Genomic DNA, 15,889 nt, shown 5'->3' on the forward strand with positions numbered 1-15,889 from the left:
GCGGGGGTCGGTCAGCGGCCCCAGCCCGGCGTGGTGCCGCACTTGGCCTTCGCGTTGAGGCAGACCTTCACGAGCGCGCCGAGAGCCTCCGGCTTCCACGCGTTCATGAAGTCCCCGTGGATCGAGGACGGCAGGCCCGACGACAGGGACAGGCCGTCACCGCCGAGGGAGTCGTAGCCGAGCATGAACGAGAGGTTGGGGACCGCGACCGGGTAGTCGCCGGAGCACGTGCCGTTCTTGGCGGGCCCCATGTGCGACTTGTGGTCGGGCGAGTCGATGTGCTTGCCGTCCCAGCAGTCCTGGAACGTCAGCTGGTAGATCAGGTTGCCGCCCGGTGCGCAGACGGGCCAGTTGCCGTCGGCGCTACGGCCGGTCTCCGCGCTGCCGGCGCACCAGAACTGGCCGGAGGCACCCTTCGGCGTCGCCACCTGCCGCTTCGCGTCGCCCTGCACCACGACCAGACCCGGCGGGAACGGCACGACCTCCGACGGGTCCTTGAGCCGGGAGCCGTAGTACACGCGGAAGTTCTTCATCGGGACCGACTTGCCGTTCTTCAGCAGGGTCGGCGCCCAGTAGGCGCTGTGGTCCCCGGGCGCGTCACAGTTCGTGGCGCTCGTGAACAGGTCTTCCACCGTGGTGTTCGCCGTCACCTTCGGGCCGAAGAAGGTGTGCATGTGGGAGGCCCCGACCAGGCCGGGCAGCACGACCGGGTCGTCCTTGGCCTCGTTGGCCACCTCACAGTTGGTGTGGAACTCGGGGACCCTCACGATCCCCGCGGGGACCGCCTGGGGCGCGACCTTGTTGTAGGCGTCCAGGGTCTTCTTCCACGCGGCCTGGTTCACCGGCACCCAGCCGCCGGCGGGCGCGGTGGTGGTCGGGGTGGCGCTGGACGTCGGCTTGGGCGTCGAGGTCGTGGTCGGCTTCGGAGTCGAGGTCGGCTTCGGGGTCGTGCTCGTGGTCGGCTTCGGGGTCGAGGTCGGGGTGCCCGAGCCGGTGCCGAAGACCTGGAACTCCCACAGCGAGACGCCGTACTGGCCGGACCGCTTGGTCGCGTACAGCCGCACGAACCGGCCGGTGGCCGACAGGTTGATGGTCTGGACGCCGCCCTTGCCCGCCGTGGTGCTGTAAACCGTCTTCCAGGGGCCGTTGCCACCGGTGGCGGTCTGGATCTGGAACGCCGTGGCGTAGGCGCGCTCCCAGTTGATGACGATCTTCTTGATGGCGGTGGACTTGCCGAGGTCGACCGCGAGCCACTGCGGGTCGCCGAACTTGCTGCCCCAGCGGGTGCTGGTCTTGCCGTCGAAGGCGGCCGCGGCCGACAGGTCACCGCGCTCCGCCGAGGAGGCGATGGCGGTACGGCCCTGCGAGAGGGGCACCTCGGCCGCGGCGGCCGGGGAGGTGACGCTCACCATGGAGGTGCCCAGGAGGCCGACGAGAACACCGGCCAGCGACAGGCGGCGGACCTGGCGTACGACGGACGCGCGTCCGGCTCGGATGCCGCGCGAGGCGGTTGTGCTCATAGTGAATGGAGTCCTTGTCCTGTTGGGAAGTCATGGAGGGGACTTCTGGCGGCACTCACAAGCACCGCTACACAGGAGACCCGCAGGCCGCGAGTGGATAACGAAAACTTCGGAGAAACTCGTGACGTCTTGTTCTCGTGCCGGGAATTTCGGGAGCGGCCGCCGCCCTCGCCTCGAACGGGCAGGTCGACGCCGAGGTCCTCCCGGTGGCGGGCGGGCGGCCCCTCGAACGCGCCAGGCCCCGGCTCACCCGCCCGGGCGAGGGGTGGGTGAGCCGGGGCCCGGCCGTCAGGCACGGAGCCGGGGTCGTCCCGTCAGGCGCAGGTGTATCCGGACGGGAGCGCGGTGTCGCCGTTCGGGCGGCTCACCTGGAAGCCGACGCCGGTAGTGGCGGCTCCGGCGGCGAGGGTGCCGTTGTGGGCGACGTTCCTGATGGTCACGGTCTGCCCGCTGACGGTGGTGGTGCCGTTCCACGAGCCGGTCAGCGTGTGCCCGGCCGGCAGCGTGAAGGTGACCGTCCATCCGGTGATCGCCGAGGTGCCGGTGTTGGTGATGGTCAGCGGCTGGATGACGTACCCGGTGCTCCACTGGGTCTGCACGGTCGGCACGGCCGTGCAGGCTCCGGTGGACGTGCCGGGCCGGGTGGTGACCTCCGCGGTGTTCGAGACCGGCGAGATGTTGCCCGCCCCGTCCCGTGCCCTGACCTGGTAGCGGTAGGTGGTGCTCGGGGTCAGGCCCGTGTCGGCGAACGAGGTCGTGGCCGAGGTGCCGGCCTGGGTGAACGTGCCGCCGCTCGCGCCGGGCGCGCGCAGGATGTCGTAGCCGGAGACGCCGGTGTCGTCCGTCGAGGCCGTCCAGCTCAGGGTCGTGCCCGTTGACGTGGTTCCCGAGGCCGCCAGGCCGGCCGGGGCCGTCGGCGGCGAGGTGTCGTCACCGCCGCCGACGGTCGTGGTGAACGTGACCGGCTGCGAGTCGCCGGACAGGTTGCCCGCGCCGTCGCGCGCCCGCACGTACACCTGGTACTGGGTGTTCGCGGTCAGCCCGGTGAGGGTGGTCGAGTTGGTGGTGGACTGCCCGAGTTGCGGGTCGGTGGCGCCCTGCTCGCGGTAGATGTTGTAGCCGGCCAGGCCGGAACCGCCCTGGTCGGTGGACGCGGCCCAGGTCAGCGTGGCGCCGGTGGCGGTCACGCCGGACGCGGCCGGGGTGCCCGGCGTGCTCGGCGGGGTGCTGTCGCCCGAATCGCCGAGGGTCGGGGTCTGCCAGTCCCTCCACTCGGCCAGGTTGCCGGACGCCCTGGACGAGATCCTCATCGCGCCGGGGGCGCTGCCCGTCTTCAGCAGGAACTTCTGGATGTTCTGCTGCAGGGGGGTCCTCCACTCGGACCGGTTGGCGCAGTGGCTGCCGTCCTGGATGTCGGACCAGTAGGTGATGTTGCCTCCCGCGCCGAGCGCCTTGTAGACCTCCGCTCCGCCCAGGGCCGCCACGCTCGCGGATCTGGGGCCCAGATTGGCGATGTGCGGGTTGTCCATGATGAACAGTCCGCGCGGCGCGACCATGGCCACCATCTGGTGGGTGTCCACCGGTAGCCGTGCCGGGCTGCCGGTGAAGGAGCCGAACGCGTCGCCCAGCCAGGGCTGCTCCCCGTAGGCGCTGCTCAGGCTCTGGGCGCCTTCCCCGGGAATCCCGCGGAAGATGGGCACGCCGGCGCTTCCCGACTCGATCGGCATGGTCAGCGCGATGCGCTGGTCGAACGCGCCGATGACGAAGGCGCCCTTTCCGAAGCGCGAGCATCCGGTGACGCCGGTGGCGTCGGCCTTGAGGATGCTGCCTCCCGACTGCTCGAGGACGTCGATGATCCGGCTCACGCCCCAGGACCAGGCCATGAGCAGTCCGGTGCTGGAGGAGGAGCCGTAGATGCTGTAGAAGGCGCCTTGCTTGTTGTTGCGGGGGGTGCCCTCCCGGCCGACCGCGTAGGGGTCGTAGGTGATGACCGCGGCACCGGCCGCTCTGATGGCGGCCGTGTCCGCTCCGAATCCCCCTAGGACGACGACCGCGGGGAAGGGGCCGGACCCGCTCGGCAGCGAGACACCCGCGGAGAAGCTGGAGCTCCTGCCGTTGTGGCTCACGTTCACGGTGATACCGCTGTTCGAGACCGTCCCCGTGACGGTGGCCGGCTTGACGGGCTTCTCGCCGTAGACGAACTTCTCCGCCAGCTTCTTGATCTCCTCGCGCCGGCACCGCCATTCGGACGTGGTGGAGATGCGCGTACCGTTCAGCTTCCTGAAGGGGTCGGGGAGCCTGGAGTCGGTGGGCAGCGATCCCGCGTCGGGCAGGCCGGTCACCGCGCAGTCGGCACCCTCGTTCTCGACTCCGGCAGCGGCGGCGGCAGTGGTGGCGGCTGTGGTGACGGTGGTGGCGGTGGTGACGGCGGTGGCCTCGGCGGAGGTCACCGTCACCGCCCCGGTGACCGAGAGCATCGCCGCCACCGCCGGCGCGACGACCCTTGAGGGGATCTTGAAGCGGGTCAAGTCGATGATCACTGGGGCTCTCCCTTCCGGGTGGGGTGTTGGCGATCAGTCTGGGAACGTGACCGAAAGACGTCAACACAGATGCCGAAATATTTCGAAAATCGATCTTTTCCTGCGTTCCTGAGCTGGAAATACCTCTATGTCGTCAGTAAAACTTTCGGAAAGTAGCTGAAAAGAAGGTGTGTTTCCCCCGCGGGGCCCGTTGCTCGGAAAGTTTCGGAGCGGCGCGCCGTGCTCGGGGCGCCCGGTGACCGGATCGAGAACGGGGGACGGGCCCGAACGCGTCGCCCCCGGCCGCGTCCACCGGCCCGGCGGGTTCCCGCCGCTCCGGCGGGATGGCGGGACGGCGGGATGGAATGCGCGGGGGAGGGAAGTGGTTATGCCAGCCGTACAGACGTGAACGACAGGAGGAGCCACCGGTGGCCACCATCGAGGTAACCGAGAAGAACTTCAACGACATCGCCGATGAGGGGATCGTCCTGCTGGACTTCTGGGCGGCCTGGTGCGGACCGTGCCGCACCTTCGGGCCGATTTTCGAGAAGTCGTCGGCGAAGCACACGGACATCAAGTTCGGCAAGATCGACACCGAGGCCGAGCAGGCGCTCGCGCAGGGATTCGAGATCACCTCGATCCCGACGATCATGGCCATCCGCGATGGCATCGTCGTCTTCGCCCAGCCGGGCGCGCTTCCCGAGCCCGCCCTCGAGGACCTCATCGGCCAGGTCCGCGCCCTCGACATGGAGGCGATCCGCGCCGAGCTCGCCAACGAGCTGGGTGCCCAGAAGGGCTGATGCCCGGATCGCGAAAGCCCCGCGCCGCCGGAGGGAAGGAATCCGATGGCGCGGGGCTTTCGCATGACCGGGGTCCGGGCCGGTCCGGCCCGGAAGGTCAGACCGAGCGGTAGAGCTCGGCCACCCGGAAGGCCAGGTCGAGCGACTGGCCACGGTTGAGACGCGGGTCGCAGGCCGTCTCGTAGCGTCTGGCCAGGTCGTCCTCGACGATCTCGGCGCCGCCGCCCACGCACTCGGTGACGTCGTCGCCGGTGAACTCGATGTGGACGCCGCCCGGATGGGTGCCGAGCGCGCGGTGCACCTCGAAGAAGCCCGCCACCTCGTTCAGGACGTCGTCCAGGCGGCGGGTCTTGTGGCCGCTGGGCGCCTCGAAGGTGTTGCCGTGCATGGGGTCGCAGATCCACGCCACCTGGGCGCCGCTCGCGGTCACCTTCTCCACCAGCTCGGGGAGGTGCTCGCGGATCTTCGACGCGCCCATCCGGGTGATGAAGGTCAGGCGCCCGGCCTCGTTGTCCGGGTTGAGCTTCTCGATCAGCGCGAGGGCGTCCTCGGCGCTGGTCGTCGGGCCGAGCTTGACGCCGATCGGGTTGCGGATGCTGGCGAAGAACTCCACGTGGGCACCGTCGAGCTGGCGGGTGCGCTCGCCGATCCAGACCATGTGCGCCGAGACGTCGTACGGGCGGCCGGTCCGCGAGTCGATCCGGGTGAGCGCCTGGTCGTAGTCGAGGATCAGCGCCTCGTGCGAGGAGTAGAACTCGACGGTGTGGAACTCCTCGGGCTCCACGCCGCAGGCGCGCATGAAGGCCAGCGCCTGGTCGATCTCGCGGGCGAGCTGCTCGTAGCGCTTGCCGGCCGGGGACTCGATCACGAAGTCCTGGTTCCAGGCGTGCACCTGGCGCAGGTCGGCGTATCCGCCCTTGGTGAAGGCGCGGATCAGGTTGAGCGTCACCGCCGAGGAGTGGTAGGCCCGCAGCAGCCGCCAGGGGTCGGGAACGCGGGACTCGGGGGTGAAGTCGAAGCCGTTGACCATGTCGCCCCGGTAGGCGGGCAGCTTGACGTCGTCGCGGGTCTCGAAATTCTTCGAGCGCGGCTTGGCGAACTGCCCGGCCATCCGGCCGATCTTCACCACGGGGACCTTCGCCGCGTAGGTCAGCACGATAGCCATCTGCAGCAGCGTCTTGAGCTTGTTGCGCACGTCGTCGGCGGTGGCGCCGCCGAAGGTCTCGGCGCAGTCTCCGCCCTGGAGGACGAAGGCCTCGCCCCGCGTCACCGCCGCCAGGTCCGCCTTGAGGTTGTCGCACTCGCCCGCGAAGACGAGGGGCGGGAGGCCCTTCAGCTCGCCGACGACCTTGTCCAGCTCGCCGCGGTCGGGCCACTCGGGCTGCTGCGCCGCAGGCAGCCGCCGCCAGGAATCGAGGTTGATGCTCACGACATACCAGGCTATTGCAAGCGGCTGTTCGAACAGACCTGATTGTCCACGTAGTGAGAAGGTCTTTATACCTGGTGAGATTTCACCGGGCTGGAAACATGCTCAGGAAGGATGCCCAGGCCGACGAAACGCCTGGCCAGGAAGCCGATCAGGGGAAGGCGGGAGATGTCGCGCGGCAGCCGCACCGGCCGGGGGCGCTCGCTCAGCGCCGGCCGGATCAGCCGGCTCTGGAGGACGCGCTGGGCGAACTGGGTGACGGCGGTGGGCGGGTTGCGCCGCCGCTGGACCCTCGCGAGCAGCGATTCGGGGATCTCGCCCCCGGCGGCGAGCGGCGCGGCCAGCAGGTTCGCGGCGGCGACCGCGTCCTGTACGGCCAGGTTGATGCCGACGCCGAAGATCGGCGACATGGCGTGCGCGGCGTCGCCGATGACCAGCAGGCCGGGGCGGTGCCAGCGGCGCAGCCGGTTGAGCGCGACCGACAGCATGCTGACCGCCTCGAAGTCCCGCAGCTGCCCGACCCGGTCCCCGAGGAAGGGCAGGAGCCTGGCGACCGGCTCGCGGACCGCCTCGATCCCCTGGGAACGCAGGGTTTCGAAGCCGCCCTTGGGGATCAGGTAGGCGAGCTGCCAGTAGGTCTCGCGATTGATCGCCACCATCAGGTGCCCGTTGGATATCCGCAGGAACGTCACCTCGGGATCGGCGGGCTCGCGCGGCAGCCGGAACCAGAGCACGTCCATGGGGGCGCTGTGCTCCACGGGGACGAGCCCGGCGGCCCGGCGTACGTCGGAGTGGCGGCCGTCGGCGGCCACGGTGAGCGTCGCGCGCAGCTCGTGCTCGCCCGAGGCGTCCCGGTAGCGCACCCCGCGCACCGCGTCGCCCTCGCGGATCACCCCGTGCACCTCGGCCTCCATGATGAGGCGGAAGTTCGGATACCGCCTGGCGGCGGTGGTCAGCAGGTCGAGGAACTCCCACTGCGGGACGAAGGCGATGTACTGGTACTTGCCCTTGAGTTTCCGCAGATCGGCGACCGGCACCGTGGTGTCGTCGGTGTGGATCTCCATCCTGTACGTCTTGCGGTGCGGGAGCCGGTGGAACTCCTCGGCCAGGCCCAGCTCGTCGAGGATCTGCAGGGTCGAGGGATGGATGGTGTCACCCCTGAAGTCGCGCAGGAAGTCGTTGTGCTTCTCCAGGAGCGTCACCTCGACGCCCGCCCTGGCCAGCAGCAGTGCGAGCATCGCCCCCGCCGGGCCGCCCCCGGCGATCACGCATGTGTTCCGTCTCATAATTCATCACCCAGTGAAATCCTGGCACAGGAGCCGGCGGAAGGAAACAGGTTCGCCGGCGATTCGCTCCTCATCCAGTGTCGAATCGCGGGGTGCGAGGACGGAACGCGACCCCTCGGGGAGGCCTGCGGGTCTGCGAGCCGTGGACGGCGGGCGAAGACGGCGTCCGGCCGGCGGGGCCGCCGAATTTATTGGACCGTGCGGTCCAGGGGGTTATGCTGTGGACATGTCCACCCCGGCGAAGTTCACCGTGAAAGGGGCGCTCACGCGCGCCCGCATCGTCGAGGCCGCCGCCGACCTGATCCTGGCCCGCGGGGTCGGCGGTACGACCCTGGACGACATCCGGGCCGGGACGGCGACCAGCAAGAGCCAGCTGTTCCACTACTTCCCGGACGGAAAGCGCGACCTGGTCGCGGCGATCGCGTCGTTCCAGGCCGAGCGGGTGCTCCAGGCGCAGAGGCCGTTCCTGGACACGCTCGACACCTGGGAGGCATGGGAGGGCTGGCGTGACGCCGTTATCGCGCACTACGGCTCGCAGCCGCACTGGGGCTGTCCGATCGGGGCGATGGCGAGCGAGCTCGCCGGCAGTGATCCCGAGCGCGCCGCCGAGGTGGCCGGGCACATGGACCGCTGGTGCGGATACCTGCGGGCGGGGCTCACGCGCATGCGCGCCACCGGCCTGCTGCGCGCCGACGCCGACCCGGAGGAACTGGCCCTGGCGATCTTCGCGGCGCTCCAGGGAGGACTGCTGCTGACCCAGACGACGCAGTCGATCAAGCCGCTGCGCGCGGCGCTGGACGCGGCCCTGACGGCGTTGCGGGCCTCGGCGGCCTGAGCCTCCCACGGGTCTCGGCTGTCACGGGGGCGTTCGCCGGGCGAGGCTGTCACGGGGGCGTTCGCCGGGAGACGAGAACGAGGAGGGCCGGGAGGGTGTCCGAGGTCTGGAAGGTGGCGGCGGGGATCGCGGGCGGCCTGCTGCTGCTCTGGCTGGCCCTGGCCGCCTTCCTGGTGATGGCGCGCCCCAGGGGCGGCGCGCTGGGCGAGGCGTTGCGCCTGCTGCCCGACCTGCTCCGCCTGGTCGCCAGGCTCGCGCGCGACGACGGCCTGCCGCGCGGGGTGCGGGCGCGGCTGTGGCTGCTGCTGGGCTACCTGGCGCTGCCCATCGACCTGATCCCCGACTTCATCCCCGTGCTCGGCTACGCCGACGACGCGATCATCGTCGCCTTCGTCCTGCGCTCGGTCATCAGGCGTGCCGGGCCCGGCGCGCTGGCCGGGCACTGGCCCGGCACGCCGGAGGGGCTGGCCGTCGTCCTGCGCCTCGTCGGAGGGCCCCGGCAGCCGGGAGCCGCGCCTCCCCGCCCCGGCGGGCGGTGACGACGACCGGCTCAGGTCACGGCGTCGCCGAGAGCACGTCGAGGGCGTCGAGCACGGCGGCGGCGGAGCGGTCGCGAAGAGAGGCGTACTCCTTCTCCGGATACTGGCGGGGGCCGTTCTCGACCAGGATGATCAGGGCGAGGTAGAGGCGGTAGAGGGCCATCCGGGTGCGGGCGGGGCCGGTGAACTCCACGACGCCGCCCGCTTCGCGGTATCCGGCGATGATCGGGTCGGACTCGTCCAGCCTGCCGAAGATCGTGGGAGTGACGAAGTCGGCCAGCGGGTCGCCCCAGAAGGCCCGCTCGTGGTCGATGATCGCCTGGATGCGCGGCGTCTCGTCGCGGGTCAGGAAGACGTTGCCCGGCCACACGTCGAAATGGACCAGGCGGGGGATCACGACCTCGTCCAGCGCGCCCGCGCCCGACTCGATCGCCGCCGCGATCTCGGGCACCGGCCTCGGCAGCGGGGTGGCGTAGCGGCCGGCGTCGGCCAGGAGCGCGCCGGTCATCGTCAGGAACGCCTCCCGCCAGGTGCCGCCGGTCAGGCCCGCGTGCGGGTAGCCGTAGACGTCGCCGGTGATCGCGTTCAGCCGGGCCAGGTGGCCGCCGAGCTCGCGGCGCAGGGCCCGCCGGTCCGCCTCCGCCGGCTTCGCCCGGTTCCACGGCACCCCGTCGAGGGCGGACAGGACCAGGTAGTCGCCGCCCAGCACCGGGTCGTCGAACCCGGCGCGCAGCAGCTCGGGGACCGGCACCCCGGCGGGGCCCGCCAGGTCGTAGACCATGGCCTCGGTGCGCAGCAGGTCGCGCTCGTAGCGCAGCTGCTCCAGCTCGGGCGGCGGCGACAGCTTCAGGACCACCTCGCGCCCGTCCAGCAGCGCCAGCCGCCACACGGCGTTGGCGAAGCCGTCGGTCAGCTCGGCGGCGGAGGAGAGGCCGACGCCCAGGGCCCGCCGCGCCAGCGCGTCGAGTTCCGCGGGCGCGAGCGGGCGTTTCGTCCTGCTGTCCATTTCCTGCCCTGTCCTGCCTCGGTGCTGTTGGGGGGAACGGCGGCGCGGCCGGGACGGAGCGCGCCGGGCAAGGGTAAGCCAGGTGAGGAGACGGAGGTGAGCCGGGTCAGGCGGACCCGCGCTCGATCAGGTGGGTGTCCAGTATCACCACCGGCTGTTCCAGCTGCTCACCGTTGATGCGGGCGACGAGAAGGTGGGCCATCTGCCGGCCCATCGACTCGGTGGGCTGGTGCACGCTGGTGAGGGCGGGGGAGGAGTGCGCCCCGGCGGGGGAGTCGTCGAAGCCGATCACCGCGACGTCGCCGGGGATCGACCTGCCCTCCTCGCGCAGCACCCGCATCGCGCCCAGCGCCATCGGGTCGGAGGCGGTGAAGACGGCGTCCAGGTCGCGGTGCTCGGCGAGGAGCCTGCGCATCCCCGCCATCCCGCTCTCCTCGCTGAAGTCGCCGTACGTCACCATCTCGCTCACGCCGGTCGCGAGCAGCGCGTCGCGGTAGCCCGCGAGCCGGTCGACGCCCACGCCCATGTCCTGGGGGCCCGCGATGGTGGCGATCCGGCGGCGGCCCTTGGCCAGCAGGTATTTGACCGCCTGCCTGGCCCCGGCCCGGTTGTCGACGTCGACGTAGCTGTAGGGGGTGAGGCCGACCGGGCGGCCGCCGATGACGGTCGGCACGCCCATCGCCTCCAGCCGCCCCGGCAGCGGGTCGGCGCCGTGCAGGGAGATCAGCAGCACCCCGTCGACGTGCTGCCCGGTCAGGTAGTGCTCCAGCCGCTCGTGGTCCTGCGCCGACTGCGCCATCGCGAGGATCAGCTGCAGGCCGGTCTCGGACAGCGCCGAGCCGATGCCGCGGATGGTCCCGGCGAAGTACGGCTCGTCGAAGACCCTCAGCTCCGACTCCGAGACCACCAGCGCCACGGTGTCGGTGCGCCGGGTGACCAGCGCGCGGGCCGCCCGGTTGGGCACGTAGCCCAGCTCCTGGATCGCCCGCAGCACGGCGTCGCGAGCCTTCTCGCTCACCTTCGGCGAGCCGTTGATGACCCGCGACACCGTGCCCCGGCCGACACCGGCCAGGGCCGCGACCGCCTCGAGCGTCGGACGACGGTCGCCGTTCATGTGTGTGCGCCCCCAGTGGTGAATTTCCCGGCCCCTATTCTGCCGGACCGCTCAGGCCTCCACGCCTGATGGTCCCGGCATACCAGAGAGCGCTCTCTTTGGGAACTCTGACCTGGGTCTCGTAGTCGACGTGGACCAGCCCGAACCGCTTGCCGTACCCCCACGCCCACTCGAAGTTGTCCATCAGCGACCAGGCGAAGTAGCCCTCCAGCGGGATCCCGGCCTCGATCGCGGCGTGGCAGGTGCGCAGGTGGGCGTCGATGTAGTCCACCCGGTCGCGGTCGTGGACGACGCCGTCGGGGCCCACGACGTCGTCGAAGGCCGCGCCGTTCTCGGAGATGACCAGCGGGACGCGCGGGTACTCGGCGGCGAGCCGGTGCAGGATCTCCAGCAGCCCCGAGTGGTCGATCTCCCAGCCCATCGCCGTCACGGGCCGCCCGCCCTCGACGAACGACACGTGCTCGCTGCCGACCCAGGGCGACCCGGTGTCGGTGGGCGCCGCCGCGGCCGACGCGGCGCCGCCGGGGGTGCCCGAGACGGTGAAGCGGCTGTAGTAGTTGATCAGCAGCTTGTCCAGCGGCGTCGAGATGATCTCCATGTCCCCGTCGTGGACGAGCCCCTCCGGCCGGCCGAGGTCCTCCAGGACGTCATCCGGGTACTCGCCCTTGAGCAGGGCGTCCAGGAAGAAACGGTTCTGCAGCCCGTCGATGCGGCGGGCGGCGTCCTGGTCGGCCTCCGAGGAGGTCTGGGGCGAGATCGCGTACAGGTTGACGCAGCCGCCGATGACGGTCTCCGGCCGCTGGGCCCGGATCGCCTGGGCGGCCAGGCCGTGCGCGAGCAGGAGGTGGTGGGCGGCGTACACGGCCTTTTCCGGCTCGCGCCGGCCGGGGGCGTGCTCGCCCGAGGCGTACCCGAGGAACGCCGAGCACCAGGGCTCGTTGACCGTGCTCCAGTTGCGGACCCGGTCGCCCAGCGCGTCGTGCACGGCCGCCGCGTAGTCGGCGAAGCGCTTCGACGTGTCACGTGCCGGCCAGCCGCCCGCGTCTTCCAGGGGCTGGGGCAGGTCCCAGTGGTAGAGCGTCACCCACGGGTCGACGCCCCGGGAGAGGAGCTCGTCGACCAGGCGGCTGTAGAAGTCGATGCCCCCCTGGTTGACGGCGCCACGCCCTTCGGGCTGGATCCGGGGCCAGGAGATGGAGAACCGGTACGCGCCGAGGCCGAGTTCGGCCATCATCCGCACGTCGTCCCGGTAGCGGTTGTAGTGGTCGATGGCGATGTCGGCGTGCTCGCCGTTCACCACCCGTCCCGGCTGCTTGACGAAGGTGTCCCAGATGGAGCGGCCTCGGCCACCCTCCGAGACCGCGCCCTCGATCTGGTAGGCGGAGGTGGCCGCGCCCCAGACGAAGTTCGTCGGAAACATCAGATCCGGGGTCTGAATCCGCGTCTCTTGCGTCGTCACGCCTTGACCGCACCTTCCATGAGTCCGCCGACGATCTGGCGGCCGAACGCGATGAAAACGATGAACAGCGGCAGGACCGACGCCGCGGTGCCGGTGAACAGCATCACGTAGTCGGTTCCGTGCGCCTGGTTGAGCGCCGCGATCGACGTCTGAACCACCGGGTTGTCCGGGTTCAGCACGATCAACGGCCACATGAACTCGTTCCAGGTCTGCATGAAGACCAGGAGGGTGAGCACCGCCATTCCCGGGCGGAGCGCCGGGAGGATGACGTTCACGTAGATGCGCATGGTGGAGGCGCCGTCGACACGGGCCGCCTCGACCAGCTCGTCGGGCACCGCCTGGGTGGCGTACTGGGTCATCATGAAGACGCCGAAGCCGTTGACCAGGAAGGGCAGGATGACCGCCTTCAGCTGGCCGGTCCAGCCGAGCGTGACCATGAGCTCGTACAGCGGCACGATGCCCATCTGCTGGAGCGGGACCATCATCGTCACCAGGATCAGGCCCAGCAGGATCTTGCTGCCCCGGAAGCGCAGCTTGGCGAAGGCGAAGCCGGCCAGGGTGGAGATCAGCACGACCGAGACCGTCACGGTGACCGAGACGATGGCCGAGTTGATCAGGCCGGTCATGAAGTAGGCGTCCTCGGTGGACAGCAGTCGCGCGATGTTCTCACCGAGGTGGCCGCCGGGGAGCAGCGGCGGCGGTACGTCGATGGCCTCCTCGTTGGTCCGGGTGGCCATGATGAACATGTAGTAGATGGGGAACGCCGACAGCACGAGGGCGAGGGCCAGCACGACCTTCGTCATGGGGCCGGCGTCCCAGATGCGGTTCCGCGCGCTCGACGGGCCCGAGGGCCGTCGGGAGTGCTGCGCAGGGGGCCGCCGGAGCTGGGTGACCGTCACTTGGAACCCCCGATACGGCGGGTGAAGGAGTAGTTGATGAGCGTCCCGATCAGGATCAGCGCGAACAGCAGCCACGAGGCGGCGGCGGCGTAGCCGAAGTCGAAGTCGCGGAACGCCTCCTTGACGATGAACATCGCCACGGTCTGGTACTGGCCGGTGGCACCGCCGCTCATCGTCGGGTTGCCGTCGAACATGACCGGCTCGGTGAACAGCGTCAGGCCGCCGATGGTGGAGATGAACACGACGAAGACGATCGTCGGGCGCAGCATCGGGATGGTGATCTGCCAGAACTGCCGCCTGGGCGTGGCGCCGTCGATGGAGGCGGCCTCGTAGAGATCCCTGGGAATGGTCTGCATGGCGGCCAGCAGGATGATCGCGTTGTAGCCGGTCCAGCGCCAGTCGATCATGGTGGAGATCGCGATCCACGAGGACCACTTCTCGTTCTGCCAGTTGATCGCGTCGACGTTGAAGAAGCTCAGGAACCAGTTGATCATGCCGTAGTCGCGCCCGTACAGCTGGGTGAAGACCACCGCGACGGCGACGACGGAGGTGATCAGCGGCAGCAGCACGCCGAGTCGGAAGAAGAGCCGTCCCCGGATGCGCTTGTTGAGCGCGTTGGCCAGCAGGAGGGCCAGGACGAGCTGCGGGATCGTCGACAGGACGAACATGCCGAGGGTGTTGAACACCGCGTTCCAGAAGGCCGCGTCGGTGATCAGCTCGATGTAGTTGTCGAGACCGACGAAGGTCTTGTCCCCGGCGAGCTCCCACTCGTGCAGCGAGACCCAGAGGGTGTAGCCGAGCGGGAAGATGCCGAAGACGGCGAAAAGCAGGAAGTACGGGGAGACGAGGAAGTAGGGGGTCGCCCGGAGGTCGAACCGGGCCCACCCACTGCCCCGCTTCGGTCCACGGCGCCCGGCCGACCGGCGAGGGCCGGGCCGCGGCGGGGCAGCCGGGGAGTCGACGTGCAGTGTCATCGATCAGAGCCTTTCAGCGGGGGCAGGCGACCGGCCCGGCCGCGGGATCACCGCAGCCGGGCCGATGCGGGTCGGTACGGGGATCAGCCCGCTGCCTTGACGCCGGCCTCGAGGAACTTGGTCCAGGCCTGGTCGTAGGGGACCGAGCCCTGGTCCATGCCCTCGAGCACCTTCTCCACCGCAGTCTTGACCTGGGCGTGCTTCTCACCGAGGAAGACGGGCAGCAGGTCCTTGACCGAGGCGCCGAAGATCTGGCCGGTCGGCGCGTCGTTGAAGAACGGGTTCTTCAGGTCGGCGACCGCCGGGTCCTGCTGCGCGGGGAGGGAGCTCGGGAAGGCCGCGGCCTCCTGGAAGGCCATGATGTGGCCCTCCTTGCCGGTGAGGTAGTTCAGGACCTCGGCGGCCTCCTTGGGGTGCTTGCTCTGCTTGGGGATCGCCAGGTAGGAGCCGCCCCAGTTGCCCGCGCCGCCGGGTACGGACGCGACGTCCCACTTGCCCTTGTTGCCCTCACCGGCCGCACCGGAGACCACGCCGAGCATCCAGGCCGGGCAGCCCATGGTCGCGAAGGCGCCCTTCTTGATCGCGGCGTTCCACGGCGGGCTGAACGAGGCGAGCTTGGCGGTCAGGCCCGCCTCGCTGAAGCTCTTCACCGTGTCGAAGGAGGTCTTGATGGCCGGGTTGGTCTCGACGATGAGCTGGTTGTTCTTGTCGAAGTAGGCGACGTTGCCGTTCTTCGGCGCCTCCTGCGACAGGATCACGTTGTAGAGCGTGTTCGGGCCGTCAATGAACTTGGGATCGGTCTTGCCGGGGTTGGCCGCCTTGAACTTCTCACCGATCGCCTTGAAGGCGTTCCAGTCCGGCCAGAGCTTGCCGACCTCCTCGCGGTCGGTGGGCAGGCCCGCCTTCTCGAACAGGTCCTTGCGGTAGCACATGGTCATGCCGCCGATGTCGGTGCCCAGGGCGAAGAGCTTGTTGTCGGCGTTGATGCCGTTGTCCCACTTCGCCGCGGGGAAGTCGGCCTTGCGGCTGTCCAGCCCGTGCTCGGCCAGGTCGGTGAAGAACTGCGGGCGGGCCTTCATGAGGCCCATCGCGCCCTCGTCCAGGGCGATGATGTCAGCCGCGCCGCTGCCCGCCTGCAGGCGCTGGAGCAGCTGCGGGAGGTAGACGTCCTCGAACCGGTCGGTCAGGTTCTGGTATTTGACCTGGATGTTCGGGTGCGCCGCGTTCCACGTCTCCACGGCCTTGTCGTAGCCGAAGTTCTCGCCGCCGCCGAAGGTGTGCACGGTGATGGTCACCGGCTCGGCCGGAGCGGCGGCGGAACCGGTGCCCGCGGCGGGCGCGGACGGCTCGCTGGAACTGCACGAAGTGATGGCCAGGGCGGTGGCCGCCATGACCGCGACGGCGGCCAGCTTGCCGTGCCGCTTGTTGTTCAACATTACGGACCCCTCTCAGGTGGTCGCCCGAATCATTGGGAGGCGACATCGCGGGCCGGTCCCCGACAAACGCGGTCCT

At 70.0% G+C, this 15,889-nt stretch carries 13 protein-coding genes; 3 read left to right on the top strand and 10 right to left on the bottom strand.

What is annotated here, in order from left to right; translation table 11 throughout:
- Positions 1–11 precede the first annotated feature (11 nt).
- Together ACTOQ2_RS25765 and ACTOQ2_RS25770 are read right to left on the bottom strand one after the other, a co-directional pair.
- Positions 12–1,520 (bottom strand): DUF1996 domain-containing protein, encoded by a 1,509-nt coding sequence (locus tag ACTOQ2_RS25765; RefSeq protein ID WP_440102869.1) that lies wholly within the window; start codon positions 1,518–1,520, stop codon positions 12–14.
- Positions 1,521–1,834: 314 nt separating this feature from the next.
- Positions 1,835–4,060, bottom strand: coding sequence for a fibronectin type III domain-containing protein (locus ACTOQ2_RS25770; RefSeq protein ID WP_440102871.1), 2,226 nt, complete (start codon positions 4,058–4,060; stop codon positions 1,835–1,837).
- Between the two features lie 407 nt (positions 4,061–4,467).
- On the opposite strand from ACTOQ2_RS25770, the gene trxA reads away from it, so the two are divergent.
- Entirely contained in the window at positions 4,468–4,839 is a 372-nt protein-coding gene (trxA, locus tag ACTOQ2_RS25775; RefSeq protein ID WP_329083319.1) for a thioredoxin, read from the top strand.
- Positions 4,840–4,936: 97 nt separating this feature from the next.
- On the opposite strand, the gene ACTOQ2_RS25780 is transcribed toward trxA, so the two are convergent.
- Together ACTOQ2_RS25780 and ACTOQ2_RS25785 are read right to left on the bottom strand one after the other, a co-directional pair.
- Positions 4,937–6,268, bottom strand: a complete 1,332-nt coding sequence (locus ACTOQ2_RS25780) for a class II 3-deoxy-7-phosphoheptulonate synthase (RefSeq protein WP_440067017.1) — start codon at positions 6,266–6,268, stop codon at positions 4,937–4,939.
- A gap of 65 nt (positions 6,269–6,333) precedes the next feature.
- The gene (locus tag ACTOQ2_RS25785) at positions 6,334–7,551 is read right to left on the bottom strand and encodes an FAD-dependent oxidoreductase (protein ID WP_440102873.1); all 1,218 of its coding nucleotides are present in this window, start codon (positions 7,549–7,551) and stop codon (positions 6,334–6,336) included.
- 226 nt (positions 7,552–7,777) lie between these two features.
- Between ACTOQ2_RS25785 and ACTOQ2_RS25790 the strand changes: the two genes are divergently transcribed.
- Both ACTOQ2_RS25790 and ACTOQ2_RS25795 read left to right on the top strand, forming a co-directional pair.
- Positions 7,778–8,386 carry a TetR/AcrR family transcriptional regulator gene (locus ACTOQ2_RS25790; protein ID WP_440102875.1) on the top strand — a complete coding sequence of 203 codons (609 nt, stop codon included), beginning with the start codon at positions 7,778–7,780 and terminating at the stop codon, positions 8,384–8,386.
- A 95-nt stretch (positions 8,387–8,481) separates the two neighbouring features.
- Positions 8,482–8,925: a YkvA family protein gene (locus ACTOQ2_RS25795; RefSeq protein WP_440067013.1), complete on the top strand. Its 444-nt coding sequence runs from the start codon at positions 8,482–8,484 to the stop codon at positions 8,923–8,925.
- 16 nt (positions 8,926–8,941) lie between these two features.
- Here ACTOQ2_RS25795 and ACTOQ2_RS25800 read toward each other — a convergent pair whose 3' ends face one another.
- The 6 genes from ACTOQ2_RS25800 to ACTOQ2_RS25825 all read right to left on the bottom strand — a co-directional run bounded on the left by ACTOQ2_RS25800 (position 8,942) and on the right by ACTOQ2_RS25825 (position 15,813).
- Complete coding sequence (locus tag ACTOQ2_RS25800) at positions 8,942–9,931, bottom strand: phosphotransferase family protein (protein ID WP_440102876.1); 990 nt, start codon at positions 9,929–9,931, stop codon at positions 8,942–8,944.
- A 106-nt stretch (positions 9,932–10,037) separates the two neighbouring features.
- Entirely contained in the window at positions 10,038–11,045 is a 1,008-nt protein-coding gene (locus ACTOQ2_RS25805; protein WP_440102878.1) for a LacI family DNA-binding transcriptional regulator, read from the bottom strand.
- A 34-nt stretch (positions 11,046–11,079) separates the two neighbouring features.
- Entirely contained in the window at positions 11,080–12,465 is a 1,386-nt protein-coding gene (locus ACTOQ2_RS25810; protein WP_440067008.1) for a GH1 family beta-glucosidase, read from the bottom strand.
- Positions 12,466–12,500: 35 nt separating this feature from the next.
- Positions 12,501–13,307 carry a carbohydrate ABC transporter permease gene (locus tag ACTOQ2_RS25815; RefSeq protein ID WP_440067006.1) on the bottom strand — a complete coding sequence of 269 codons (807 nt, stop codon included), beginning with the start codon at positions 13,305–13,307 and terminating at the stop codon, positions 12,501–12,503.
- A 92-nt stretch (positions 13,308–13,399) separates the two neighbouring features.
- Positions 13,400–14,377, bottom strand: a complete 978-nt coding sequence (locus ACTOQ2_RS25820) for a carbohydrate ABC transporter permease (RefSeq protein WP_440102880.1) — start codon at positions 14,375–14,377, stop codon at positions 13,400–13,402.
- An 83-nt stretch (positions 14,378–14,460) separates the two neighbouring features.
- Complete coding sequence (locus ACTOQ2_RS25825) at positions 14,461–15,813, bottom strand: ABC transporter substrate-binding protein (protein ID WP_440102882.1); 1,353 nt, start codon at positions 15,811–15,813, stop codon at positions 14,461–14,463.
- Positions 15,814–15,889: the final 76 nt, after the last annotated feature.

Origin of the sequence: Streptosporangium sp. H16, from assembly GCF_051918855.1 — a bacterium.
In the GTDB taxonomy this organism is placed as follows: domain Bacteria; phylum Actinomycetota; class Actinomycetes; order Streptosporangiales; family Streptosporangiaceae; genus Streptosporangium.

Coding starts and splice junctions, on each gene's coding strand:
- ACTOQ2_RS25790 (WP_440102875.1), top strand. CDS start 7,778: ATGTCCACCCCGGCGAAGTTCACCGTGAAAGGGGCGCTCACGCGCGCC.
- ACTOQ2_RS25815 (WP_440067006.1), bottom strand. CDS start 13,307: ATGACGAAGGTCGTGCTGGCCCTCGCCCTCGTGCTGTCGGCGTTCCCC.
- ACTOQ2_RS25810 (WP_440067008.1), bottom strand. CDS start 12,465: ATGTTTCCGACGAACTTCGTCTGGGGCGCGGCCACCTCCGCCTACCAG.
- ACTOQ2_RS25820 (WP_440102880.1), bottom strand. CDS start 14,377: ATGACACTGCACGTCGACTCCCCGGCTGCCCCGCCGCGGCCCGGCCCT.
- ACTOQ2_RS25800 (WP_440102876.1), bottom strand. CDS start 9,931: ATGGACAGCAGGACGAAACGCCCGCTCGCGCCCGCGGAACTCGACGCG.
- ACTOQ2_RS25805 (WP_440102878.1), bottom strand. CDS start 11,045: ATGAACGGCGACCGTCGTCCGACGCTCGAGGCGGTCGCGGCCCTGGCC.
- ACTOQ2_RS25765 (WP_440102869.1), bottom strand. CDS start 1,520: ATGAGCACAACCGCCTCGCGCGGCATCCGAGCCGGACGCGCGTCCGTC.
- ACTOQ2_RS25785 (WP_440102873.1), bottom strand. CDS start 7,551: ATGAGACGGAACACATGCGTGATCGCCGGGGGCGGCCCGGCGGGGGCG.
- ACTOQ2_RS25825 (WP_440102882.1), bottom strand. CDS start 15,813: ATGTTGAACAACAAGCGGCACGGCAAGCTGGCCGCCGTCGCGGTCATG.